We start from the raw sequence: 23,129 nt of genomic DNA on the forward strand, positions 1-23,129 counted from the left end.
CCTTCATGATCACCATCCTTGGCCCCCTTTCACTTAGCTCGGCGCGCTTGCCGGTCTATTCGTTCCGCGTGCCGGCAGGTTTTCCGTCACCGGCCACCGATCACTTGGAGCACGCCATCTCCCTGGATGAGCTACTGAACCTGCGGGCGCCGCATATCTACCTGGTGCGCATCGAGGGCGAAAGCATGGTCGGCGCCGGCATCTTCGACGGCGACTTGGTGGTGGTGGACAGGGCGATCGAGCCGGCCCACGGCCACATTGTGATCGCTGCTATCAACGGCGAACCGCTGTGCAAGCGCCTGCACCGGCGTGGCCAGGAAGTAGCACTGCTTTCGGAGAACCGTCGCTTCCCGCCGAGGTACATCCTCGATGGCGACGAATTGCAGATTTGGGGCGTAGTGACGTTCAGCGTGCGCAGCCATGACCCAAAAGCCTGAGGCTGTTTTCGCCTTGATCGACTGCAACAGCTTCTACGCCAGTTGCGAGCGTGTATTCCGGCCGGACCTCGCACGCACGCCCATCGTGGTGCTGAGCAACAACGACGGTTGCGTGATCGCCCGCTCGGCCGAGGCCAAACCCTTTGTGAAGATGGCCCAGCCGTACTTCCAGGTGCGCGATACATTGCGCCGGCACGGCATCTTGGCGTTCTCGTCGAACTATGCGCTGTACGGTGAGATGAGCGAGCGGGTGATGACCGTGATCGAGGGCATGGTGCCGCGTTTGGAGGTGTACAGCATCGATGAAGCCTTCGCCGAACTGACAGGCATGGCGGGCAGCCTCGATCAGCTCGGCCGCGCCATCCGCGCCCGGGTCAGGCAATGGACCGGCATACCGGTGGGGGTCGGCATCGCCGGCACCAAAACGTTGGCCAAGCTGGCCAACCACGCTGCGAAAACCTGGCAAACGCAAACCGGTGGCGTGGTCGACTTGCGGGCCCAGGCTTCCCGCGAGTGGGTGCTCAAGCACTGCGACGTGGGTGAGGTGTGGGGCATCGGCCGGCGCATGAAGGCGCACCTTGAGCCGCTGGGCATCAAAACCGCTTGGGACCTGGCCAATGCCGACGCGCGCAACCTGGGCCTGCAGTTCAGCGTGGTGTTGGAGAAAACCATCCGCGAACTGATGGGTACATCATGCCTGGCATTAGAAGAGGTGGACCCGCCGCGCCAGGAGATTTGCTGCAGCCGCATGTTCGGCGACCGCCTCAGCGAGCTGGCGCCCCTCCGTGAGGCGGTGGCCAGCTACACCTTTCGCGCCGCCGAGAAGCTGCGCAGCCAGCGTTCGCTGTGCAAGAAAATGCGCGTGGCCATCCGCACCGGCCTGTTCAACCCCGACGAGGCCCAATATGCCAAGGGCGTCATGGTGAACCTACCGTACCCAACCGACGACACCCGGCTGATGACCCGGGCGGCCTGCGACGCGCTGGAGCGCTTGTACCGCCCGGGTTATCGCTACAGCAAGGCCGAGGTGATGCTGTTGGACCTGTGCCAGCGCGGCGAGTACACCGACGACCTGTTCGCGGTATCGCAGCCCGCGGCGGCTGAGCGGGTCATGGGGGTGTTGGATGCGATCAACGAGAGATGGGGAAGGGGAACGCTGCGCTCGGCGGCGGTGCCAGCAGCCCCAGCGTGGGCAATGCGGCGGGGGTTGATGAGCCAGAGCTATACGACACGGTTAGACCAATTGATGCGGGTACGGTGAAGCCGCACGGGCCGCAGAGCAGGGCCGGGGTTTCGCGGTGGTCGCCGATGAGGTGCGCAGTTTGGCGATTCGCTCCCACGCGTTGACGGCCGATATCCACCGCATGCTCAGCCGGTTGCAGGCGCAGGTCAGTAATGCCGTCGACACCATCCGTGGCAGCCACGCCAGCGCCAGTACCGCGGTGGAAGAGGTCACGCGTACCGCGGATATATTTTCAATGATCACCCGCAGCATGGATCAGATCATTGAGCACAACATCCAAATAGCCTCTGCCGCCGAGCAGCAATCCCGTGTGGAAGGTGTGGAGCGCAACACGCGGGAGATTAAATCCCTCAGTGGACACAATGCGACCGAGGCAACGAGCACCGTTCGGGTCAGTGATGACCCGGTGCAGATGGCCGAAGCCCTGCATCGTTTGCTTGCCCGCTTCAAGGTGTAGCGCGGGCAGGCCCCCGAAGGTAAAGGCTAACCGGCGGTAACCCGGTAGCTCTTTCTTTTCATATTGTTACACTTTCAGTAACTGCTTGTTGCGCGGACCTGGGGCTTTCACCCCTATTCACATCCTGTAGTGTGCTCCAGGCTCTTGCTACTGCCCCGGACAGGTTAAATGGATAAATGCTCTGCTGCGCCACCTAAACCCAAGCGTAAACATCGCCCTAGCGTAGCGGCGGGTTTGTGGGTGATCAAACGGCTGGAAAACTTCATCCGCCGCCATTCGACGGTTGGCACCACGCCTTTTTTCGATCCACAAAAAATCCCGGGGATTCAGGTACTGCAAGAGCAATGGCCTACCCTGCTGCAGGAGCTAAATGCGGTTCTGAAACGTTCGAGCAGCATCCCCAACTTCCAGGATATTTCCAAAGACCAGCAGCGCCTTACCCAGGACGATCGCTGGAAAACGTACTTTCTTTATGGCTACGGTTACAAGATGGACGGCAACTGTGCGGCCTGCCCCGAAACCACGCGTATCGTGGAGTCGATCCCAGGCATGACCACAGCGTTTTTCTCCATTCTCAGCCCTGGCAAGCATATTCCGCCCCACCGCGGGCCCTACAACGGGTTACTCAGGGTGCACCTGGGGTTGATCATTCCTGAACCCCAGGAACAGTGCCGTATTCAAGTCGGGGAAGAAACCAGGCATTGGCAACTGGGCGAGTGTTTGGTGTTCGACGATACCTACCGCCATCAGGTATGGAACGATACCGATGGGATGCGGGTGGTGCTGTTTCTGGATATCGAGCGCCCGCTGGACCGGCCAGGCAGGTTACTGAATCGGGTGGTGCTGAAGCTTATTCAACTGTCGCCGTTTATCCAGGATGCACGCAAAAACCACCGCGCCTGGGAACAAAGGGCCTTTGACGACCAGTAACCCCCGTTGCTGGCGCAACCGCCCGTAAAACAACCGGTAAGGCCAGTTAAGCCCCGCGCGCCTTCGGCAGCAGGGCGCCCCAAGGCACCTACGTCGTCAGTGGCCCAACAGCGATGGCGGTTGCCTGACGCTGAAAAGCAACGTGGCGCTCAATGGTTGCGTCACTCGATAGGGTATCGCTTGAAGGCTGGGTGCTCTTCGAGGCGCTTGGTGTGGTGTTGCAGCTGGGGAAACGCATCGGCATTAACCACTGACGCGACCGTGAACTGGCTGAAGGACCAGGCCACTGCGGCCGTCACGGCCCCCTGGGTCAAGGCTTCGCGGGGGGAGTGGGCCAAGCGCTGTTCCAAGACCGAGTAGGCCGCCAGCAGTTGCCCAGTCACCCGGTCGAGCCAAGGTTCGTGGAGCTTCTGCGCAGGGCGCAGGTTGTGCTCGTAGACGATCTGTACGGTTTTGTCACAGGCCGCCAGGGCCAGCCCAATCAGTTGCAGGTCCTGGGCGCGCGCGGTGGCCTGCTGTGGCAGCAATTTTTTGTCGGCTGGCGCCAACGCTTCGAAGTAATCGAGGATCAGGCTTGAGTCCATCAACACGGTCGAATCGTCCAGCACCAGGCTTGGCGCCTTGACCACCGGGTTGATCCTGGCAAATTGCTCGTAGGTGCTGAACACCGAGAGCGGTTGATGCTCAAAACCGACGCCGTACAGATCCAGGGAAATTGCTACTCGGCGCACGTAGGGCGAGTCCAGCATGCCTACCAGTTTCATGAAGCCTCCATTTACGTCAGGGTAAATTTCAACATGCAGTGCGGTTGCTTGAGGTACTTGCACAAATAAACAGCAGCTTAGGGGCAGTGGCGCCGGCCTTTGTTTTGGGGGCCACGAACAGCTCTATTTCTCCCTCGCCCGCCAACAGGATCAGGCTCGGTGCAAGTTGAGTGAAATACCCATGTTCGGGGCAAACATCGGCACCTCGGCACATAATCCAGTGGCGTCCCTCAACCCCTCAACGCGACGACATAGGGCTGCTATTCCAGCCAAAAAGAGAGTAGTGATTCTTGGTCACCAACCCTTTCCGCGAATCTCGATCTAGGGCCGTTTGCGCAGCAATGCCTGGGGGACCTGGGCGATGCAGCGGGTCCAGCCACTGTGTTCCATGATCGGGTTTTCATCGAGACAGCTCCGCGGTTCGTTGGGCGGCGGCGGTGGAACGAAAACACGGCGGCGGCTCGCAGGATTGTTAAATTGAGGTTAATTTATAACGAGTTAAATCTTTAAGATATTGATAATTTTTACCATGACAGGTTAGCGTAACTTACATGAGCGCATTCCCTCCGTTGGCTTGCCAACGCAGTTTCGAAGCCACCTCCAGGTTGGGAAGTGTCACTTTGGCTGCCAAGGAACTGCACGTCACACATTCGGCCATCAGCCAGCAGATCAAGGCACTGGAGGATATTGTCGGCTTGACCCTTTTCGTGCGTGAAGGCCGTGGCTTGCGGGTGAGTGAGGATGGGCGGCTGTACGCGCTGCAGATCCGCAAAGCCCTGGGGGATATTGCCGAGGCCACGCGATTGATCCAGGCACAACCCAAGATGGGTGAGTTGGTGGTGGCGGTATTGCCCTCGTTCGGCCGTTCCTGGCTGTTACCACGGCTACCGGGTTTTCAACAGCTTTACCCAGGTACCAGTATTCGCCTGCAAGCCAGCCTGAATATTTCTAACCTGCACCAGGAGTCGGTGGATATCGGCATCCGCATGGGCAAAGGCGATTGGGAAGGGGTAGAGCAGAAGCTGTTGTTCCATGATGAAGTGGTGGTGGTCGCCGCCCCTCATTTCAATGGCGGGCGCCTGCCGCAAACCCCCCGGCAGATCGTCGAAAGCAAGATCATCTACAACACCGAGTCCTGGCTGCCCTGGTGCCAGGCGGCCGGCATTGAGATGGGTAGCGAGCGCAAGGGCTTGTGTAGCAATGACTCGAACCTGGTATTGGAAGCGGTGCGCCTGGGGCAGGGCATCACGCTGGAACGCCGCAGCCTGGTGCACGACGCCATCGCGCGCGCAGAGCTGGTCCAGTTGAGCGACGTCAGCGCACCCTATGCCTATCCCTATTGGCTGGTGTGGCCACCACGGGAAAGCTCGGAAACCAAGCAGCGCGAGTTCTCTCATTGGCTGCACGGGGAGGTGGAACGCTACCTTGGGCAACTGGAAAAAAACGCCTGAAGGAGGTATAGCCATCATGGATTTGGCGCTTCAACAACGCCTGGTGGTGGTCGCAGGGGGTAGCTCGGGTATTGGCCTGGCCTGCGCCAAGGCATTCGCCGCTGAAGGTGCGCGGGTGGCGATCATTTCGAGGTCGCAGGGGCGCCTGCAGCAGGCGCGTCTGGAATGTGAAGCGGCGGGGCTCACGTTGCATTGCTTCGCCAGCGACCTGGCACAGGCCGACCAGGCGCAGTCGACCATCGAAGCGATCATCGCGCAGCATGGCGCCATCAACGTATTGGTCAACACCGCAGGGGCCGCCGCGAGGCATCCAGTGAACCAGCTCACACCGGCGCATTATCTGGAAGCGCTCAACGCCAAGTTCTGCCCCTATATCAACACCCAGCATGCGGTGCTCGCTCACTTTCTCGGCCAGGCGCATCCGACATTGCGGGCGGTGGTCAATATCGTCGGCATCGGCGGCAAGGTCGCAATGCCGGAACATATCACCGGCGGCGCGGCCAATGCAGCGTTGATTCTGGCGTCACTCGGCCTGGCACAGGCCTATGGCCGAGAAGGCATCCGCATCAATGTGATCAACCCCGGATTTACCCTGACGCCCCGCACCCAGGCCACTCTGGCGCGGATGGCCCAGCGCAGCGGGCAAAGCCTCGAACAGGTAATGGCCCAGCAGCAGGCGCTGATACCGATAGGCAGGTTCGCCCGCGCCGAAGAGGTGGCCGACCTGGCGCTGTTTCTCGCCAGCGACAAAGCCTCCTACCTGTCGGGGGCGGTCATTGATATGGACGGTGGCGCCTACCCCGGTGTGTGAGTCGCAGTGGGGAAAACCGGCGGCTGTCCGGCCGCCCATAACAAACCGTTGATCAATTGTTGCTGGGCACGTGACTGATGCGCCGATTGTGTCCAGACAAGCCGGTATTCGTAGGGCGAGGTGAGCCGACGGCGGCTGCCGAAGACCGGCACTAGGCGCCCGTCCGCCAATTCGTCATGCAGCAGTGCAGAGCTGCCGATGATCACCCCGCCATTGTGCGTCACTTCATGCATGGCGTAGCCCACCCCGCTGAACGACAACGCTGGCGTTGTATGCGTGTGACACCCGGCCACCGCGGCGAACCAGTCGTCCCACGTTGCATTGCCCAAGCGGTCCTGGTGATACCAAGGTGATTGGACCAACCGCGCGCCCACCAGCTCCAGCGGTTCGCGAACAGTGCCCAGGCTGCTCAGGTAGGCTGGGCTGCAGACCGGAAAAAACATGTCCTCCAACAGCAGCGCCGAGTGGGCTAAGGGGCGCTCGCGAGGGTTGTAGCGAATCGCCAGGTCGGCATCGCCATGGTCAAGGTCGCGCACTTCTGAGCTAGGGTCGATCGTCAGCGCGATGGCGCCGGCGGCACTGGCGGTGATTCCCGGCAGGCGCTTGCTCAGCCAGTGGCTGGTGATGGAAATCGTACAGGTTAGTACGATGCTGGCGCCCGCCTGCGGGCGCACGGCCTGGGTGGCCATAAGTAACATCGAGAAGGCTTTCGACACGTCCCGCGCCAGGCGTTGCCCCGTTTCATTGAGTGTTACGCCGTTGGCGGTGCGATGAAACAGGCTCACGCCCAAGTCGTCTTCCAACTGGCGGATCTGCCGGCTCACCGCCCCTACGGTCACGCACAATGCTTGCGCGGCTTCGGTGAGCGTGCGGCAACGAGAGGCTGCCTCAAACGCACGCAAGGCGCTCAGAGACGGCAGCCGACGGGGGTTTTCCAGGTTGAGTTTCATGCAAGCACCTTAGCAAAACATCGATTACTTGCCAGAGGCGATGCGCATAGCCTTGGCCCCACGCTCTTCAACGTTGTGGTTCAAGGTCAATGGCGATGCTCGACGAACGCAAATCCCTCGATGTCTTTTCCGTGTCCACGATGATGGTCTTGTGCCTGTTGTGGGGAGGGCAGCAAGTCTTGATCAAGCTCGCGGCACCGCGGCTCGACCCACTGATGCAACTGACCATTCGATACGCTATTTCCGCGCTGATACTGGGCGGCTACCTGTGGTACCGCCAGGGCGCCGCGCTGTTCGGCGACAAGACTGCCGGTGCGGGTGTGTTGGTGGGCATCCTGGTGGCGCTGGAGTCGATTTTCATTGCCGAAGGCCTGCGCTATAGCAGCGCCAGCCATATCACTTTATTCCTGTATACCGGCCCCCTGTTTGCCAGTTTCGGCCTGCACTTTCTGCGTGAAGAAGAGCGCCTGAGCGCCAGCCAATGGTGTTTTGTGGTGCTGGCCTTTCTGGGCATTGTCATCACCTTCATAGGCCGCGGCGAGGGCGGCCAGGGCAATACCTTGCTGGGGGATGGGCTTGGGCTGCTGTCCGGGGCGGCATGGGGCGCAACCACCATCGCGGTGCGTACATCGGCGCTGGCCAATGCACGGCCGGAAAAAACCCTGTTCTACCAGGTAAGCATCGCGACACTGCTGATTTTCCCGGTGACCTTTATCATGGGCCACTCGACGTTTGAAATGGATCGCGCGGTGGTTGCGAACCTGACGTTCCAAACCCTGGTCCTGGTTCTGGGAACGTTCCTGGGCTGGTACTGGCTGCTGACCCGATACCTGGCGTCACGCCTGTCTGTGCTGCAACTGTTGACCCCAGTGGCCGGCGTGGCTCTTAGCGTGGTGGTGCTCAATGACGTGATGGACCGGTGGTTTGTAGGCGGGGCCGTGCTGGTACTGATCGGGATCCTCGGCGTGAGCGTGCTGGAGGTGCTGACCCTGCGCCGCGCCGGGGGGGCGTCCCGGCCGGTGTCCGGGAGGTGATGCTGCTGTTTACTACTCCGATGGTCAAGTCGCTATGGATAGAACTGGCTGCAAGGCGCTTTCTCAAGTGCTGCCCACCCGCATCGGCATTGTCGGCTTTGGCCACTTGGGCGTGGCCATTGCCCAGCGGGGGCTTACCGCCAGGGTGTCCAGGCGCAACCTATTGCTCAGCCACCGGGACTCCGGCGCTGCGCAGGCTAGGGTCACGCAGGCTGGGCTGCAAGACCGGCATAGCAGGTCGTCGATGAGTTCCAACTGATCGTGCTCACCGTAAATGCCCCTGGGTTACCGGGCGCTGGGCGGGTTGTCGCTCAAAACGCCACCCTCCTGGTTTCGTTTATTGCCGGTTTACCGCTCAAATACATCCGGGCGTTGTTCGAACCGCCGCCTCAAGTTATACGCGTGGTGGTCAGCGCACCCGATAGGATCGCCGGTGCATGCACCTAGATGCCCGTTACGAAGCACCGTCGGTGTTGGTTGACGCGTTGCTGCGCCAACTGGGAGAGCAACAATGAAACGTACGGTAGAGAAAAGTGAATTGGTGACCGCATCGCACCGGCGCGACGGTGAGAAGGAAGAACTGCGGGTCTTTTACGATGGGGGGCAGAGCGCTATGTGGGCACTGCGTTCGGCGAGGAATACGCCGGCCATTGGGGGCTGCGCAAAGTAACTGGATGTGGTTGCCCATATGATGGTCACGCCAAGCCGGCCGCATAGGGCGCGGATTCTCGATGCCGGGTGCGTACCGGATTGGTGGGCGAGCAACTGGTATCGGCTACGGCGATATTGATGGGGTTGAACTATCCTACGTGTCGGGCGCCTGTCGGTGGACGGCGAGGTGCGCGTAGTAAGGCGTATTGAGCGAGGCAACTACACCAATGTCGACACTGCGGATTACTGGGTGATTGAAAAACTTCCTGAAGGGGCAGGTAGCTCTGGTATTCAGCGAGCGGTTTCCCTGGGGGCGGCCGGCTTGCTCACGGGCATGACCGCCTAACCCTAGGGGATTAGCCAGCGCGTGGTAATGCTGGGTTTTTTGCGCGCGCCGGGGTAAGTTGAATTAACTCATTAAGCTATTGATTTATAACATTAATGACGGATTAATTTTTTATTTAGAATGCCAGTTGGAATACCGTGCGAAATTGCAGTCCACTTGACCACTCGTTTGCGTTCTATCTGCCTAATGGTTGCATCAGAGTTGACCTAAACGCGTCCTAACCACGATTGGTAGAGAGCTGCTTATAGTCACCGGAGGCGACATCCAGAAATGTGCCATTCCGATTGCGACCAGCCATCCGTGATCTGGTACCGGGGTGGCGTATCTGGTGCGGAGTGACACGTAATGTGAATGCTGATAGCTTCGTGATCTAAAATCAGTAGAGGTCAACATGGGACGTTCGGCAGATTATACTATTCAGGGATTTTTATATCAGTTTAATCATACGCTGTCTGAGCTGCTGAAGGCAGCGGACGACGCTGTTATCACTGTCGAGGGAATTGTTGAGGATATTGAAGTAGCGACTTATGATGGCCTCAAGGCGATACAGTGTAAGTATCATGAGACTAAAAAAAACTACACGCCAAGTATACTCTATGATCCACTTCTTCAGATGATGAAGCACTTCAAATCCAACCCGATGGCGAAAATAGAATATCACTTATTTGTTCATTTTCCCGGTGATCAGGTGGTTGAAGTAACTTCTGTTCACCTGAATGGTGCGCTTGGCTCTCAAAACAAGGACTTGCAAGTCTTAATTGCTGATGTTGCTGGCGTCGATGTTGATGGTTTTTTAAAAGCCTTCTCTGTTACTGTTACGCCTAAATATGAAGATCTTGCGAAGGAAAACTCTGATCAACTCGAGGCTCTTGGCTTCAGTAAAGCTGAGGTCGAAACTTTGTTTTATCCGAATGCTATTCAGATTATCGCGGATTTAAGTATAAAACATGACGCGAATTTAAGAAAAATAGCCAGAAGAGACTTTTTGGATACGTTGCGAAGGATTAGAACTACAGCCGTGTCTCAATGGACTCTTGCACTGAAAACACGGCACAAAATCCTAGATACACGACGTAAGCAGCTTAAACAGAATTTAGGTGCAAATGTTCGATTGCGACATCTGTTGGTATTTCCTAAGTTTCTGCAATGCTTTGATGATCAAATTGTTTTATTTATTAAGTCGTATGTAGACAAGTTTCACTTTAAGTTGGTGCATACGCAAACTCCCCTTTTTGCACTGGATGTATCCGAAGATCAACTGGATGATATCGCAGAGCGCCTGATGGGCAAAGATGTCGTACCAAATCTAGGGCGGCCTGTTAGGGCGTTCTCTGAAGTCAATTTCTTTCGTGAACCGATAGTTCAAAGGGATAAGAAAGAGTTTGTCCTCAGGCTTATTTGTTTGAGGGGTTATCAAGGTCTTGCTCTTAAAACAAAACCAGATGATTTGTTTGTGCTCGGAGATGGTGAGCTCATGGATCTAGATGTGAAGGACGTAAACGTTGAAGTTTTAGGTGCTGAACATTTTGAAGAGATGAAATACATCATGGGGATCAGTAATGCCTATTAAGATCGGAGCTGTTCTGTCGTGTGCACCTGAAGCCGTAATAGTTGCGGTGGATGGCCTGGAAATATTCGAGAAACATAAAGAAGGACTTCAGGTTGGGCGTTTTTTGAAAATTGCCCAAGGTAATCATGATTTCACAATTGCAACTATCCGCAATATTAAGGGCTCTAATAATGTTGGCTTAGATGGAAAGCCGATATGGAGCTTTCAGATTGAGTGTCAAGCAATTGGGACTTTGATTGATGATAAGACATTTGATCGCAGTAGCCTCCTTCTGCCAGTTCCTACTGAACACGCATTTATTGCGGAAGAAGATACATTAGACAAGATATTCACTGCGGACGGTGAGCATGACTTTCCGCTGGGGAAGTTGTCGATGAATAAGTCCATTGATTTCATGATTAATGGAAACAGATTTTTTAGCAAGCATATTGCCGTTGTTGGTTCAACTGGCTCTGGTAAGTCATGCGCTGTGGCGAGTATATTGCAGAGTGTTGTGGGGATATCTCAGCGTGGCAATAAAAATAAAGGGGCTCAAAATAACTCGCACGTCGTTATATTTGATATACATGACGAGTATGCTGCGGCGTTTACTCTAGATAAGGATGAGTCTTTTAATTTGAGTAGGCTTGATATTGATTCGTTGCAGCTTCCGTATTGGCTAATGAATTCGGAAGAGTTGGAGAGTATGTTTATCGAGAGTAATGAGTCCAACTCTCACAATCAGGTTAGTCAGTTTAAATATGCTGTGGTGTTGAATAAGGAGAAGTATAATCCTGATCTTCCAGAAGTTACATATGATACGCCGGTTTATTTTTCGATAAGGGAGGTGTACTTTTTTATTGAGAATCTTAATAGAGAGGTTATAGGGCGACTGCCCGGGGAAGATAAGCCCAAGCTATCGACCGGAGAGTTGGTTCTTGATCGAAAGATTTACTTTGACAAAGTCCAAGACTTTATTGTCAATTCTACTGCGGTTGCGACCAAAGCAACCAGTGGACCCTTTAATGGAGAATTCAATAGGTTCGCTTCCCGGCTGGAGGCGAAACTTTCCGATAAACGTCTTAGATTCCTTCTAAATGCGAAGAGGGCAGGCGGCGAGGCACATGTAACTGAAGATTTTGAAGTGCTGATGAAGCAGTTTGTCGGCTACCTTGACAAGTCAAATGTTACTATTGTTGATTTAAGCGGAGTTCCCTTCGAGGTCCTGAGCATAACGGTAAGCCTTATTTCTCGCTTGATCTTCGATTTTTGCTTCCATTATTCGAAGTTACAGCATGCAGAAGGTAAGTTGAATGATATTCCTGTAATGCTAGTTTGTGAGGAGGCGCATAATTACGTTCCGCGCGATAATCATGCCGCTTATCGTGCCTCTCGCAAATCAATTGAACGAATCGCAAAGGAAGGGAGGAAATACGGTCTTAGTCTTATGGTCGTTAGTCAAAGGCCTTCCGAAGTCTCTGAGACGATATTCGCTCAATGCAATAATTTTGTGTCCTTACGGTTGACTAACGACGCGGATCAGAACTACGTCCGTCGCCTCTTTCCTGATAATACCAATGCTATTACTGAGATTCTACCTAACCTAGCGCCAGGTGAGTGCGTGGTAGTGGGGGACGCCGTGTTACTACCGGCTGTAATTAAGATGCCACTACCTGTCCCTGAGCCGCACTCGCAAAGCGTAAAAGTTCATAACGAGTGGAGAACGCAATGGCGTGATGTAGTCTTCGCGCAAGTCATCGAGCGCTGGAGAAAGTAGAAGGGTAAGCGGCGGGCCAAGTCACTTAGCCATTCCCCCTATGGGGGCGATGGTGTCCACTCAAATTTGGTGGACACCATCGTTCTTACCGTCAGGATCATCATCCGATAGAGCCTTGCGAGGATTAGCCTCTACGAATAGCGCCTAAAGCTCGTAGAGCTCTAGCCCCAATGCTGATCCAATGGCATACCAGATGTCCTGCCATAGGACGTAAACCAACTCGCTGCCAATGAATGAGGTCTCATTATTTCCCAGACGCAGAAGCTTGCCATTGGCGAGATACTTGTGGTTGGACGAGCCTATCGCCCTGTCACTGAGTTCTTTCGGCAGAACGGCACGAAGGGGGGCGACGTAAACTGGATCGTCAGCGACCAACATGAATTCATCGAAAAGGTGCGCATAGGCTTCCATGTGCTCGCCCAGGTCAAGCGTGTACCATTCACTAGCGACGGTATTGAACCTGACCTCCCCTGATTCGTATTCCATCACCAACGCGTTCAAGCGATCGATTTCCTCGCCCATGCCCTCTGGGCAAAATACAAACACGGTAATGAACGACTTTTCGTGCAGCCAAGCAATCGCGTGAGGAATGATCATTTCGAGCGACTTAGGCATCAGAGACTTTTCGGGGTAAAGGTCCCGATAAAATCGTAGCGCCAGGTGCATTTGATGCATCAGAAATGAATAGTCGACGTACATGACTCGATATTTTGCAGGAGCTAGCTGCATGCGTTCCCGATATATCTGTCTGACCTCCGCGACGCACGTTTGAACATCTCGATTGATTTCACGCCCGGTGTAACGGATGACTGTATAACCGGCGCGGGACAGGTACCGTTGCCGGATCGCATCCTTTTCGAGTTGCTCCTTTGTCGAATGGTAATCGTGGCCATCAAGCTCAATGATTAGTCGAGCATCCGCCAGCATGAAATCTACCCTAAACCGATGGTGTTTCTCAGCATCCCCGAACCAATGCTCACTCTCGATGGCATCTGCTAGATCACCGATCGCTTTCTCGAATTCGAGCTCGATGAAAGACTGCTTCCGGTCGTGATACCACGATGGCGCTGAAGTAGGATGACCTGGGTGCTTCATGCGTTTGCTCCGTTCACGCGCATCATTTGGCGGCCCGCGGCTGTATGTCACCTGAGGTGTGTTTGGGTTAACTCTGTACCACCGGCCGGGATCATTGAGTCGGCCCATGCGTTCAGACGGGCATACTATAGTGGGGCGGCTGTGAGCCCAAACTCACCATTTGACCTTGCCGGGCGTACAAGACAATCTCTGATGGCCTTGTACCATTTAAAGCGCGCTTACGCTAAGAAAGCGCGTGCTGGATAATTGACGTACTGGCTACGACTACTCGAGCGTCAGATCAACAATTCTCGGTCGTTCCCTAATCGTTTCCAGACCAATAGGGCGGTGAGCCGATAGTAATACCGTGTGGCGTCGGAGTGACTCTTCAGGTGCTGTGAGAAAAACCAGCGCACATGCTTGAGCTGCCAGGTCCAGGGGTTGTCTCGCTGCCATCGCTGTTGGATGGCCTCTTGCATGATCCGGGCTTGGCGTAGGTGTCGTTGCTGCGTGACCTTTGAGCCATTCAGTTCGCCGCACAGGAACAGCGTCATATCGAACGGCTTGCTCACGCCCGACCTCCAATGTAGGCCGAAACCACATCGATCCGGTTATGCCCGAGCTCAAGGCTGATCTGTTGCCGCGCCTGTTGATCAAGGTCGCGGTCAATGTGATAGCAGTGACCACCATTGACCGGCGCGGCGTGGCCCGTGAGCTGTTCGTAACGCTCGCAGGCGTAGGCTGCTCGCAGTTCATGAAAACCCTTCAGCCCTTGTTCATGCATCACTTCGCGGGCGGGGAGCACGGTCTGCTGCAGGAACGCGGCGTAGCTTTCGTCTCGGGCCAGCAAGTTGCGGCTGCGGGGCGGCGACGCATGACGAGCCAACTGCAGCGCGGCCTTCACCTCTTCATTGGCCACAACCCATCGCGGCGCTGATGCCCCTGAGCGGCCGCCTTTGGTGCCGTCCTGGATGTTGATGCGGCCGAAGTGTTCGGCTTCGCGGTGCAAGCGTGGCAGGTCAGCCAGGATCGCTTCGCGCAGGCGCATGCCGGTTGCCCGGGTCAACAGAACAATCGCGGCCACCCGTTGGTGTTGTTGTTCGCCCAGCGCCTCGAGTACTCGCCGCACCTGTTGGTGGTCTTGGCCATCCGGGGCGCGGGTGCGTACGGTCGAGCGCTTCTGTCCCAACGCCTGGCTCGGGCTGGCGATCCTCACGTCCTGATCACCGCGCAGCGCAGCGAGGGTGCGGTTGACGCTGCTCAGGCGGTTCTGCGCGGTAGCGATGCAGAGTTCACCTTGCTGGATCTGCTGGCGCAGATACGCGGCGTAGTCTTGTAGCGTCCGTCGATCGATCTGGCGCGCATCGTTGTAACCGGGGCCGTCCTCTGATCGACACCAACGCACGAACGCATGCCAGCGATCGCTATGCGCTTTGACCGTGGCGAAGTGGCCGCCGGCAAACAAATCCTTGAGCGCTTGTCGGCCGGCATAGCTCAGCTGGCGGCCATAGCCAAAGTTGCGACCCTCACGCCGACTAATCAAGGTCATCGTCATCACCGTTTTCGTTGGTTTGCAGAAAAAGCAGCAAGGCTTTCCAGTGAGGGCTGAGCCTGTCCACCTGCCGCCAGTGCGTCGGGCGGATCAGGAGGGTGTTCTCGTGGTGTTGCAGCACTGCCCCTTCCTCACGCAGTTGCTCGATCAGCAGGGCGAGGTGGGTAGGCTCCAGGGGTGGTGTGGCGACAGCGGCGACAGCGGCGACAACCCGCGTCGTTTCTGGCCTGGCGCGTGGCGACAGGGTGGCGACAGAAGCGGCGACACGTCGCGATTCTGGCGGCGATTGATGTTGCGCCTGGTAGTGGCGCACGGCGTCATTGAGGCGAAACATGGCGCACCTCGAAAGTTTTTCCGTCGCGGCTGCTCAGCCAGCGATGAGTGATCAGCACGACCAATAAAGAGGCGGTATGGTCAGCGCTCTTGCGGGCAAAACGAGGACCGTTGCGATTAACGTCGCGGATGGTGAAGTGGGTCCAGCCTTTCTGCACCAGCCAGCGCAGCAGCCGATCGGCTTCCCCGCGTCGGCTATTGACCGGCTCCTGTTCGGTCAGGCGCTGAATCTCGGCCAGGTAGTAATCCATCAGCGTGGAGGCGCGCTGGATATGTGCTTCGTCCAACGCACTGGCCTCTTCAACCATGGCCAACACGCCCGCGATACGCAGTACATTCGCCGCGGCCTTGCTCGCGACAGGCTGGACGCCAGCCAGCTCGCCGAACTCGCCAGACTGGCACTCGATGGTGTCGTGAATATCGATCCAGGCACGACGGGCGCGGGGAGTCAGCTCCAGCGTGGCGGGATTGAGTGATCTATCCTTGTGAAGCGACCAGGGCTTTTGCAGCAGGGCGGTGATCCGCTGTTGGTAGCGCTGGATTTTGGCATCTCGGGTCAGGTCGATCGCCTTGTAGAGCCGTTGGCCGGCCAGGCGCTCGGGCCAGCTGATCAGGCAACGGCCGAGGATGCCTTGGCCATTGATCACCGGGTCTTTGAAAAGCTGGTTGGCCAGGTAGGGCTGCAGCATCAGATGCAGACTGAGGCGGCGATCATAGGCACGCAGGCTTTCTCCGGCCATGGAGCGGGCCCGGTCGATCGGGCTGCCATCCCACAGCAGCGACAAGGTGGTGATTGCCTTGAGCAGATTCTCTTTGCTCATGGTGCTGCTACCCAAGAATTGGCCACCTTCATCATTGAACAAACCCATGCTGGGCAAACCATGGCACAGGCTTTTGACCAGGGCCTCAATGGTGGGCTCGGCAATGATCAGTCTCGGTGGTACCGGCTCGGACATCTCGCTGCCTTCCGCCCCGGAGGTTGTTTTTGAGGTTTTGGGTTTGGCCATGATGCTGGTAGCGGCGCGATAGGCTTTGAGCTTTTCCTCATACAGGGTCCACTGCTGTCGTTCCCATTCGCGCGCCGCCTTCAGTGCCAGGTGATCCACCGCGCTTTTGCGATCGCCCGAGGACGCCACCGTCAGTAGGTAGAGGGACAGCGGATAGGTTCGACCGTCGAGTTGGGCATTGGCATGACCCTGGCTCACCAGGGCAGCGCTGGCCAGCACCGATTGAGCGGCCATGGCGCAGGGCACGCCGATCACCTCGGCCAGTCGTTCGACCGCAGGGCCCAACAGATCCCCGAGTGCTTCGACCGGGTAGGGCAGTGGCGCCTGCTGGTATTCCAGCAAGGGTTGTGGTGGCTCGAATGCTTCGCACAGTTGCATCGCACTTCTCCTGAAATTATCGACTTCCTCCTCACTCATCCCGCCACGGTTGTTGAGTGTTACCAGGGATCAAGGCCCCTGCGACCTGTGAGGTTTGTCCACTAACGCGGGACTGACGGCTCTTTACGGCCGGGAGCTTGGGCATCTCATGATCTGGCCTCCTGAACACCGATAGCGGTGGGCGGGTGGAGGCTGCACTGGCTGACGAGACCGGTGCCGCGAGATCCTGAGTCAGGTGAAGGCAGTGATGTGATGACCGGGGCATGCCTGACTGTCAGTCAGGTGCAGTCCATTTCATGGGCTGCGGCACCATCATCGGCATCGCTGTGGTGAGTGAGCATTCGGTGTTTGTCACGCCGATTGTCACGAGGGGGAAAGCCGCAAAGGCCCGTGCGAGCAGGGCTGCAGCAGTGTGATAGGCGCCCGTCTCTTTAGGGGGCAAAGAGACGGGCAACAGGTTGGCGCAAGAATTGGCCAAGCGGATAAGTTGCTGCAGGGCAGCTGGGTAGGGGGATGAGTTGCCGCAGTGGGCACTCTGGTCGAAGTAGGCATCCATCACATGGGTAGTGACCGTGCGAGCCGCCGGACGCTAATCGCACTTGGGGTGAACCACCACGATGTGGCGTAGCCTCAAAGGTTCTGGCTACCTGGGTGCTGTCGAGGACAGCGCTTGTAAGGCTCTGGTGTAACGCTCGTTCTGCTCGCGGTCAACAGCATTTTGGGGGCTACTCTTGCGCCAATCGGTGGTGCTGGAAGACCTTGGAACCCGGTGGTTCTCCATGGCCGGGTGGTCGTTCGTCGGGTTTTAATGTGAGCCCACGCGAGCGGGAATGCGGAGCCTTCCCGCTCGCGTGGGCTTGGCCGAAAAAGCCCCAAGAGCGAGACTTGTAACGGCGACAGTCGCCATCTCTGTCGCCATGCTGCAGGCCAGGTATTACGCGGGTTGTCGCCGGTGTCGCCGCTGTCGCCAAATCAACCATCACTCCATCTGTGAAGTCATTTTCGATTACCGGCGGCGCCCGGTGAGCGCTCACCGTATCGGCACGACATTGCAGTTCCTGGTGCCGTTGATGGCAGCTATCGACAGGCTGCCAGTGGCCGCTTTCTGGATGTGCTCACTCCACCAATCCATCATCTGATGCCGGCGTCGATGTAGTCCGCTCTGTTGTAGGCTCTTCGGGCTACGTCTTTGTCGACATGCGCCATGTCTGATCAAGACCCGCGCCCCAGGTTGGGCTAGCATGGCCAGTATCCTGAAGCGGGCCGGCATGCCTGAATCGTCGACACGTCCATAGAGCTTGATGGGCAGTCAGTCGATGGGTTCAGGGTGGTATCCCGTGAAAGGCTTGAGGTCATTCTGCGTGATGTTAAGCATCTTCTCCGGCTGATAGCCCAGGCGGACGAGGATAATCAGGGCCCATTGTTCGCAGATGTGTTTTCTGCCGAACGCTTCGTAGCAGTTGGCGAGTCCGAGGAGCTTTGGCAAAGCATCTGTTAGCCGCAGCACACGGCTATGGCCCAGCTGTGCTCAGCCACCTTGAGCCACTAGCAAATATCTAGCGCACATGTTGCTGGCCAAAGTGCAGCATACCTGACGGCCTCACCCGCTAACCGTTACACTGCGTACACCTTGCCAGGCCGGCGCTTTCCCGGTTTGGTCTATTGCCCGAAGCATCGCTTGCGCCGGGCAGTAATCCATTATTCAATTCAGGCAGTTATAGACAGTGATCACAGGCGCTATCAAATCCCAAGTTGACCAGATCTGGAATGCGTTCTGGAGCGGCGGTATTTCCAATCCCATGGAAGTCATCGAACAGATGACCTACCTACTGTTTATCAAACGCCTCGACGAGCTGCAGACGGTTAAAGAGCGTAAGGCCGCGCGCACCGGGCAGCCAATCGATAAGCCGATTTTCAGCCCCTACCAGGCGCACTTGCGCTGGGCAGCATTCAAGGCGCTGGGTGATCCGGCCAGTCTGTACACGTTGATTGCCGACGAGGTGTTCCCTTTTATCAAGTCGTTGGGCGGTGAGGGCGGGGAGTCCACCTACGCCGGGCACATGAAGGATGCGCGCTTCACCATTCCCAACCCGGCGCTGCTGGTCAAGGTGGTGGATATGCTCGACGCCATCCCTATGGAAGACCGCGACACCAAGGGCGATCTCTACGAATATATGCTCGGAAAAATCGCCAGTGCTGGGCAGAACGGTCAGTTCCGCACGCCCCGGCACATCATTAAATTGATGGTCGAGATGATGGCCCCCAAGCCGTCAGACACCATTTGTGACCCGGCCTGCGGCACTGCTGGTTTTCTGGTGACGGCTGCCGAATACCTCAACACCCACCATAGCCACGAGCTATACCAGGACGCGGCCAGCGCCAAACGCTTTAACCACGACACCTTCCACGGCTTCGACTTCGACAGCACCATGCTCCGCGTCGGGTCGATGAACATGCTGCTGCACGGCGTGGAAAACCCGGCGATTGAAAACCGCGACTCGCTCAGCGAGGGCCATGCTGGCGTCGAAGGCCAGTTCAGTCTGATTTTGGCCAACCCGCCGTTTGCCGGCAGCTTGGATTACGAGGCCTGCGCCAAAGACTTACAGCAAGTCGTTAAAACCAAAAAGACCGAGCTGTTGTTTCTCGCCCTGTTCCTGCGCCTGATGAAGGCCGGTGGCCGTGCGGCGGTGATCGTCCCGGACGGCGTATTGTTCGGCTCCAGCAAGGCACACAAGGCGCTACGGCAGATGCTGGTGGAAGACCACAAGCTGGACGGCATCGTCTCTATGCCCTCCGGCGTGTTCCGCCCCTATGCCGGGGTGTCCACCGCCATTCTGCTATTCACCAAAACCAACTCCGGCGGCACCAACCACGTCTGGTTCTACAACATGCAGGCTGACGGCTTCTCGCTGGACGACAAGCGCAACGAGCTGGATGCGAGCAAGCACGAACTTAACAACCTGCCCGACATCCTTGACCGCTGGCAAAAGCGTAATACCACCGTAGGCCTCGACCGCACTGCGCAAAGCTTTTTGGTGCCCAAGGCGGAGATCGTCGGCAACGACTATGACTTGTCGATCAACCGCTACAAGGAAGTGGTCTACGAGGAAGTTCAGCACGAAGCGCCGCAGAAAATTCTGGCCGAGTTGAAGGTGCTTGAGGCGGAAATTATGCGGGGGATGGATGAGCTGGAGGGGATGCTGAAGTGACGACTGAAATGGTCGAACTCGACGAACTAATGGTCAGACGAAATGGCTCTGTCAATCCAGCAAAATTCGTTGATGAAGAGTTTGAACTGCACAGCATTCCGGCCTTTGATGCTGGGCGGCCGGATTTTGTAAATGGAAGCCAGATAGGTTCCTCCAAGCAAGTTGTGCAGCCGAACGACGTTATGATCTCGAAGATTATTCCGCATATCAGGCGAGCATCGGTTGTCGGGGCATCATCGGGAAGAAGGCAGATTGCCTCCGGTGAGTGGATCGTTTTTCGTAGCGAGCGCGTCTTCCCGAATTATCTTCGTCAAGTGCTTGTGTCGGACGACTTCAACGCCAAATTTATGAACACTGTAGCGGGTGTTGGTGGCTCTTTGTTGCGAGCGCGTCCCGCAGAAGTCGCGAAGATCAAAATTCCGCTCCCGCCACTCCCCGAACAGCGCCGTATCGCGGCGATTTTGGACAAGGCCGACGCGCTGCGCGCCAAGCGCCGCGAAGCCATCGCTAAGCTCGATCAACTGCTGCAATCCGTATTTCTGGAAATGTTCGGTGACCCGGTGACGAATCCGAATAAATTTATTGTTAAGCCGCTCGGCGATGTCGCGACTCAAGTTACCGATGGTGCACATCACACCCCTGAAAGAACGACGCATGGAATCCCACTGCTTTCAGCTCGTAATGTGCTGATGGGGTCTTTGAAGTTTACTAATACGGACTTTGTAGGTCAGGAGGAGTACGAGCGATTGCGTAAGCGTTGCGAGCCAAAAAAGGGCGATATTCTGATTTCTTGCTCCGGCTCGATTGGGCGTGTTTCAGTAGTCAGAACTGATCTTCCATTTGTGCTTGTACGTAGCGCAGCATTGGTCAAACTGGATCCTGCATTGGTAACACCGACTTTTATGGAGCATCAACTCAGGACGCCTTACTTGCAGGGCCAAATGCTGATGAGTGCCAAATCATCCAGCCAGGCCAATTTGTTTCAAGCGCCAATTCGTGCATTGAGGGTATTGGTTCCGCCAATAGCTCTCCAAAATCAGTTCGAGAAAGTCGCCAACAATGTAGCGAAACGCCATGCTGAATTACTAGAAGCGGAAAAACTAACGGATTCATTGTTTTTTTCCATACAAGGTCAGGCGTTCAGCGGAAAATTATTCCCTTGAGCAACTATTAGTCCGGGTGGATCACGTGTTATCGATCCACCGGGCGTCGTCATGGTGAATGAACAGAGTGTCAGCCACCCTGCGAACTAAGTCATAACCAGCGCACCAGCACGCCAAGGAACAGGCAACCTCATATGGCTCAATTCTTCCCCGCCCGCACCACCTGCCGCTTCGACACCTCTGGCGAACGCCGCTTGGCCGAGCGCTTGGAGAAGAAGCTCGAAGACGACTATCTGTGCTGGTTCAATATCCCGGTGGGGCCAAAAGCCTTGCAACCGGATTTTGTGCTGATGCATCCGCTGCGTGGGGTGCTGGTGCTGGAGGTCAAGGATTGGAAGCTGGACACCATCCAGAGCATGGATCGCGGCCAGGCGAAGATCTTTGCCGATGGCCTGCTGAAAGCCCAGAAGAACCCGATGATGCAAGCGCGGGCCTACGCCATGGAAGTGGTCATGATGTTGCAGAAGGACCCTGCGCTAAAGCAGCCCGCCGGTTCGCCACGTGCCGGCAACTTGATCATGCCCTATGGCTGGGGCGTGGTAATGACCGCGATTACCCGCAAACAGTTCGAGGGCACCGATCTGGCCGAGGTGCTCAACCCGCAACAGGTGCTGTTCCAGGATGAAATGACCGAGACGTTGGACGCCGAAGCCTTCCAGCAACGGCTGTGGGATATGTTCCACCATGTCTTCCCCTGCCAGTTGAGCCTGCCGCAGATCGACCGCGTGCGTTATCACCTGTACCCCGTGGTGCGGGTCAATGCGCTGCCGGGGCAGTTCGGGTTGTTCGCCGAACAGGACGCTCCATTGCCAAGCCTGATCAAAGTCATGGACTTGCAGCAGGAGCAACTGGCGCGTTCGCTGGGCGAGGGCCATAGGGTCATTCACTGCGCGGCTGGCAGCGGCAAGACCATGATTCTGGGCTATCGCTGTGCGCACCTGGCGCAGGTGTCGAGCAAGCCCGTGCTGGTGCTGTGCTACAACAAATCCTTGGCCGGCCGCCTGCAACAAGTGCTGGCCGAGCGTGGCCTGAGCGAAAAGGTGGTGGTGCGCAATTTCCACGCCTGGTGCTCGGACATGCTCACGGCCTTTAACGTCGACCTCCCGGACCAAAAGCTGTCGATCAACGCCAAGATGGCGCAGATGGTGGAGAACACCATTGATGGCGTCGACCGTGGGCAAATCCCCCGTGCGCAATACGCGGCGGTGCTGATCGACGAGGGCCATGACTTCCAGCCTGCGTGGTTCAAACTGGTGGTGCAGATGATCGACCCGGAGAGCAATTCGCTGCTGGTGCTGTACGACGATGCGCAGTCGATCTATCGCGGCAAGGGCGGTAAAAGCTCGCTGGATTTCAGCTTCGCCAGCGTCGGCGTACAGGCCCAGGGCCGTACCACCATTCTGCGTTTGAATTACCGCAATACCGTGGAGGTGCTTTCGGTGGCGCGGGCCTTTGCCATCGAGCTGCTGACCGCCCGCGATGCCGCCGAGGATGGCGTGCCCATCGTTGCGCCGCAAAGCGCTGGTCGCCGTGGCGCGTTCCCAGAGCTGCTGCGTTGTGAGTCGGATTGGCAGGAACACAACTGCATCGTTGAGCGCATCCGCGACGAGCAAGGCCAGGGCCGCGCGCTGGACGACATGGCGGTGATCTATCGCAGTACCGCCCAAGCCCAGCGCATTGAGCGGGCTTTGAGCGAGGCCGGCATCGCCTTCGCCTCTGGCCAATCAGCCAAGGGCAGAAGCACGTTGTATGGCAGCGAGGATGCAGTCAAGATCGTCAGCATGCACTCGAGCAAGGGCTTGGAATTCGGCTTGGTGCTGATCCCCAACCTGGGGGAAATGCCGAAGAAGGGCGAAGACGAAGCCGACGAGGCTCGCTTGCTGTACGTGGCCATGACCCGCGCGATTGATCGGCTGGTAATGACCTATCGCGAGCCCTCCAGCTTTACCCGCAGGATTCAGGATTCAGGATTCAATCGGTAACGTGCGTCAGCACCTGGATGAAATGGACTCT

At 56.9% G+C, this 23,129-nt stretch carries 19 protein-coding genes and 2 pseudogenes; 13 read left to right on the top strand and 8 right to left on the bottom strand.

Annotated features, from left to right (window positions below):
* The first annotated feature begins 5 nt into the window (after positions 1-5).
* The 4 genes and pseudogenes from HAQ05_RS20770 to HAQ05_RS20785 all read left to right on the top strand — a co-directional run bounded on the left by HAQ05_RS20770 (position 6) and on the right by HAQ05_RS20785 (position 3,067).
* Positions 6-437: a LexA family protein gene (locus HAQ05_RS20770; protein ID WP_190424073.1), complete on the top strand. Its 432-nt coding sequence runs from the start codon at positions 6-8 to the stop codon at positions 435-437.
* Positions 421-1,698, top strand: coding sequence for a Y-family DNA polymerase (locus tag HAQ05_RS20775; protein ID WP_190424075.1), 1,278 nt, complete (start codon positions 421-423; stop codon positions 1,696-1,698). The genes HAQ05_RS20770 and HAQ05_RS20775 overlap by 17 nt, the downstream gene beginning before the upstream one ends.
* Positions 1,697-2,137 (top strand): annotated as a pseudogene (locus HAQ05_RS20780) (methyl-accepting chemotaxis protein); the annotation flags it as partial. The gene HAQ05_RS20775 and the pseudogene HAQ05_RS20780, both read left to right, overlap by 2 nt.
* A 168-nt stretch (positions 2,138-2,305) precedes the next feature.
* Positions 2,306-3,067, top strand: a complete 762-nt coding sequence (locus tag HAQ05_RS20785) for an aspartyl/asparaginyl beta-hydroxylase domain-containing protein (RefSeq protein WP_190424079.1) — start codon at positions 2,306-2,308, stop codon at positions 3,065-3,067.
* Positions 3,068-3,228: 161 nt separating this feature from the next.
* Here HAQ05_RS20785 and HAQ05_RS20790 read toward each other — a convergent pair whose 3' ends face one another.
* On the bottom strand, positions 3,229-3,831 hold the full coding sequence (locus HAQ05_RS20790; protein WP_190424081.1) for a glutathione S-transferase: 603 nt from the start codon (positions 3,829-3,831) through the stop codon (positions 3,229-3,231).
* Between the two features lie 551 nt (positions 3,832-4,382).
* Between HAQ05_RS20790 and HAQ05_RS20795 the strand changes: the two genes are divergently transcribed.
* Positions 4,383-5,282, top strand: coding sequence for a LysR substrate-binding domain-containing protein (locus HAQ05_RS20795; protein WP_190424084.1), 900 nt, complete (start codon positions 4,383-4,385; stop codon positions 5,280-5,282).
* 16 nt (positions 5,283-5,298) lie between these two features.
* Entirely contained in the window at positions 5,299-6,093 is a 795-nt protein-coding gene (locus HAQ05_RS20800) for an SDR family oxidoreductase (RefSeq protein ID WP_190424085.1), read from the top strand.
* Here the strand turns inward: HAQ05_RS20800 and HAQ05_RS20805 are convergent.
* The gene (locus HAQ05_RS20805) at positions 6,078-7,043 is read right to left on the bottom strand and encodes a LysR family transcriptional regulator (protein ID WP_190424087.1); all 966 of its coding nucleotides are present in this window, start codon (positions 7,041-7,043) and stop codon (positions 6,078-6,080) included. The genes HAQ05_RS20800 and HAQ05_RS20805 overlap by 16 nt on opposite strands.
* Before the next feature lie 95 nt (positions 7,044-7,138).
* On the opposite strand from HAQ05_RS20805, the gene HAQ05_RS20810 reads away from it, so the two are divergent.
* From HAQ05_RS20810 to HAQ05_RS20825, 4 genes are all read left to right on the top strand, one after another.
* Positions 7,139-8,077 carry a DMT family transporter gene (locus HAQ05_RS20810; RefSeq protein ID WP_190424089.1) on the top strand — a complete coding sequence of 313 codons (939 nt, stop codon included), beginning with the start codon at positions 7,139-7,141 and terminating at the stop codon, positions 8,075-8,077.
* Between the two features lie 34 nt (positions 8,078-8,111).
* Positions 8,112-8,336, top strand: a complete 225-nt coding sequence (locus HAQ05_RS20815) for a hypothetical protein (RefSeq protein ID WP_190424091.1) — start codon at positions 8,112-8,114, stop codon at positions 8,334-8,336.
* 1,129 nt (positions 8,337-9,465) lie between these two features.
* Entirely contained in the window at positions 9,466-10,644 is a 1,179-nt protein-coding gene (locus HAQ05_RS20820) for a hypothetical protein (RefSeq protein WP_190424093.1), read from the top strand.
* Positions 10,634-12,400, top strand: a complete 1,767-nt coding sequence (locus HAQ05_RS20825) for an ATP-binding protein (protein ID WP_190424095.1) — start codon at positions 10,634-10,636, stop codon at positions 12,398-12,400. Before HAQ05_RS20820 ends, HAQ05_RS20825 begins: the two co-directional genes overlap by 11 nt.
* A 144-nt stretch (positions 12,401-12,544) precedes the next feature.
* Here HAQ05_RS20825 and HAQ05_RS20830 read toward each other — a convergent pair whose 3' ends face one another.
* The 6 genes and pseudogenes from HAQ05_RS20830 to HAQ05_RS28785 all read right to left on the bottom strand — a co-directional run.
* Positions 12,545-13,495, bottom strand: coding sequence for an endonuclease domain-containing protein (locus HAQ05_RS20830; protein WP_190424096.1), 951 nt, complete (start codon positions 13,493-13,495; stop codon positions 12,545-12,547).
* Positions 13,496-13,770: 275 nt separating this feature from the next.
* Positions 13,771-14,046, bottom strand: a complete 276-nt coding sequence (locus HAQ05_RS20835; protein WP_190424098.1) for a hypothetical protein — start codon at positions 14,044-14,046, stop codon at positions 13,771-13,773.
* The gene (locus HAQ05_RS20840) at positions 14,043-15,023 is read right to left on the bottom strand and encodes an integrase domain-containing protein (RefSeq protein ID WP_190424100.1); all 981 of its coding nucleotides are present in this window, start codon (positions 15,021-15,023) and stop codon (positions 14,043-14,045) included. Before HAQ05_RS20840 ends, HAQ05_RS20835 begins: the two co-directional genes overlap by 4 nt.
* Positions 15,010-15,360, bottom strand: a complete 351-nt coding sequence (locus HAQ05_RS20845) for a hypothetical protein (protein ID WP_190424102.1) — start codon at positions 15,358-15,360, stop codon at positions 15,010-15,012. The genes HAQ05_RS20840 and HAQ05_RS20845 overlap by 14 nt, the downstream gene beginning before the upstream one ends.
* Positions 15,344-16,744 (bottom strand): YfjI family protein, encoded by a 1,401-nt coding sequence (locus tag HAQ05_RS20850; RefSeq protein WP_190424104.1) that lies wholly within the window; start codon positions 16,742-16,744, stop codon positions 15,344-15,346. Before HAQ05_RS20850 ends, HAQ05_RS20845 begins: the two co-directional genes overlap by 17 nt.
* Positions 16,745-17,774: 1,030 nt before the next feature.
* Positions 17,775-17,950, bottom strand: a pseudogene (locus HAQ05_RS28785) (integrase); the annotation flags it as partial.
* A gap of 518 nt (positions 17,951-18,468) precedes the next feature.
* Here HAQ05_RS28785 and HAQ05_RS20855 point away from each other — a divergent pair.
* From HAQ05_RS20855 to HAQ05_RS20865, 3 genes are all read left to right on the top strand, one after another.
* Positions 18,469-19,953, top strand: a complete 1,485-nt coding sequence (locus tag HAQ05_RS20855) for an N-6 DNA methylase (RefSeq protein ID WP_190424106.1) — start codon at positions 18,469-18,471, stop codon at positions 19,951-19,953.
* An 8-nt stretch (positions 19,954-19,961) separates the two neighbouring features.
* The gene (locus HAQ05_RS20860) at positions 19,962-21,116 is read left to right on the top strand and encodes a restriction endonuclease subunit S (protein ID WP_190424108.1); all 1,155 of its coding nucleotides are present in this window, start codon (positions 19,962-19,964) and stop codon (positions 21,114-21,116) included.
* A gap of 134 nt (positions 21,117-21,250) precedes the next feature.
* Positions 21,251-23,098 carry a DEAD/DEAH box helicase gene (locus tag HAQ05_RS20865; RefSeq protein WP_190424111.1) on the top strand — a complete coding sequence of 616 codons (1,848 nt, stop codon included), beginning with the start codon at positions 21,251-21,253 and terminating at the stop codon, positions 23,096-23,098.
* Positions 23,099-23,129 lie beyond the last annotated feature (31 nt).

Origin of the sequence: Pseudomonas typographi (assembly GCF_014694385.1) — a bacterium.
GTDB classification, from domain to species: Bacteria; Pseudomonadota; Gammaproteobacteria; order Pseudomonadales; family Pseudomonadaceae; genus Aquipseudomonas; species Aquipseudomonas typographi.

Coding starts and splice junctions, on each gene's coding strand:
- HAQ05_RS20770 (WP_190424073.1), top strand. CDS start 6: ATGATCACCATCCTTGGCCCCCTTTCACTTAGCTCGGCGCGCTTGCCG.
- HAQ05_RS20775 (WP_190424075.1), top strand. CDS start 421: ATGACCCAAAAGCCTGAGGCTGTTTTCGCCTTGATCGACTGCAACAGC.
- HAQ05_RS20785 (WP_190424079.1), top strand. CDS start 2,306: ATGGATAAATGCTCTGCTGCGCCACCTAAACCCAAGCGTAAACATCGC.
- HAQ05_RS20790 (WP_190424081.1), bottom strand. CDS start 3,831: ATGAAACTGGTAGGCATGCTGGACTCGCCCTACGTGCGCCGAGTAGCA.
- HAQ05_RS20795 (WP_190424084.1), top strand. CDS start 4,383: ATGAGCGCATTCCCTCCGTTGGCTTGCCAACGCAGTTTCGAAGCCACC.
- HAQ05_RS20800 (WP_190424085.1), top strand. CDS start 5,299: ATGGATTTGGCGCTTCAACAACGCCTGGTGGTGGTCGCAGGGGGTAGC.
- HAQ05_RS20805 (WP_190424087.1), bottom strand. CDS start 7,043: ATGAAACTCAACCTGGAAAACCCCCGTCGGCTGCCGTCTCTGAGCGCC.
- HAQ05_RS20810 (WP_190424089.1), top strand. CDS start 7,139: ATGCTCGACGAACGCAAATCCCTCGATGTCTTTTCCGTGTCCACGATG.
- HAQ05_RS20815 (WP_190424091.1), top strand. CDS start 8,112: ATGGATAGAACTGGCTGCAAGGCGCTTTCTCAAGTGCTGCCCACCCGC.
- HAQ05_RS20820 (WP_190424093.1), top strand. CDS start 9,466: ATGGGACGTTCGGCAGATTATACTATTCAGGGATTTTTATATCAGTTT.
- HAQ05_RS20825 (WP_190424095.1), top strand. CDS start 10,634: ATGCCTATTAAGATCGGAGCTGTTCTGTCGTGTGCACCTGAAGCCGTA.
- HAQ05_RS20830 (WP_190424096.1), bottom strand. CDS start 13,495: ATGAAGCACCCAGGTCATCCTACTTCAGCGCCATCGTGGTATCACGAC.
- HAQ05_RS20840 (WP_190424100.1), bottom strand. CDS start 15,023: ATGACCTTGATTAGTCGGCGTGAGGGTCGCAACTTTGGCTATGGCCGC.
- HAQ05_RS20845 (WP_190424102.1), bottom strand. CDS start 15,360: ATGTTTCGCCTCAATGACGCCGTGCGCCACTACCAGGCGCAACATCAA.
- HAQ05_RS20850 (WP_190424104.1), bottom strand. CDS start 16,744: ATGCAACTGTGCGAAGCATTCGAGCCACCACAACCCTTGCTGGAATAC.
- HAQ05_RS20860 (WP_190424108.1), top strand. CDS start 19,962: ATGGTCGAACTCGACGAACTAATGGTCAGACGAAATGGCTCTGTCAAT.
- HAQ05_RS20865 (WP_190424111.1), top strand. CDS start 21,251: ATGGCTCAATTCTTCCCCGCCCGCACCACCTGCCGCTTCGACACCTCT.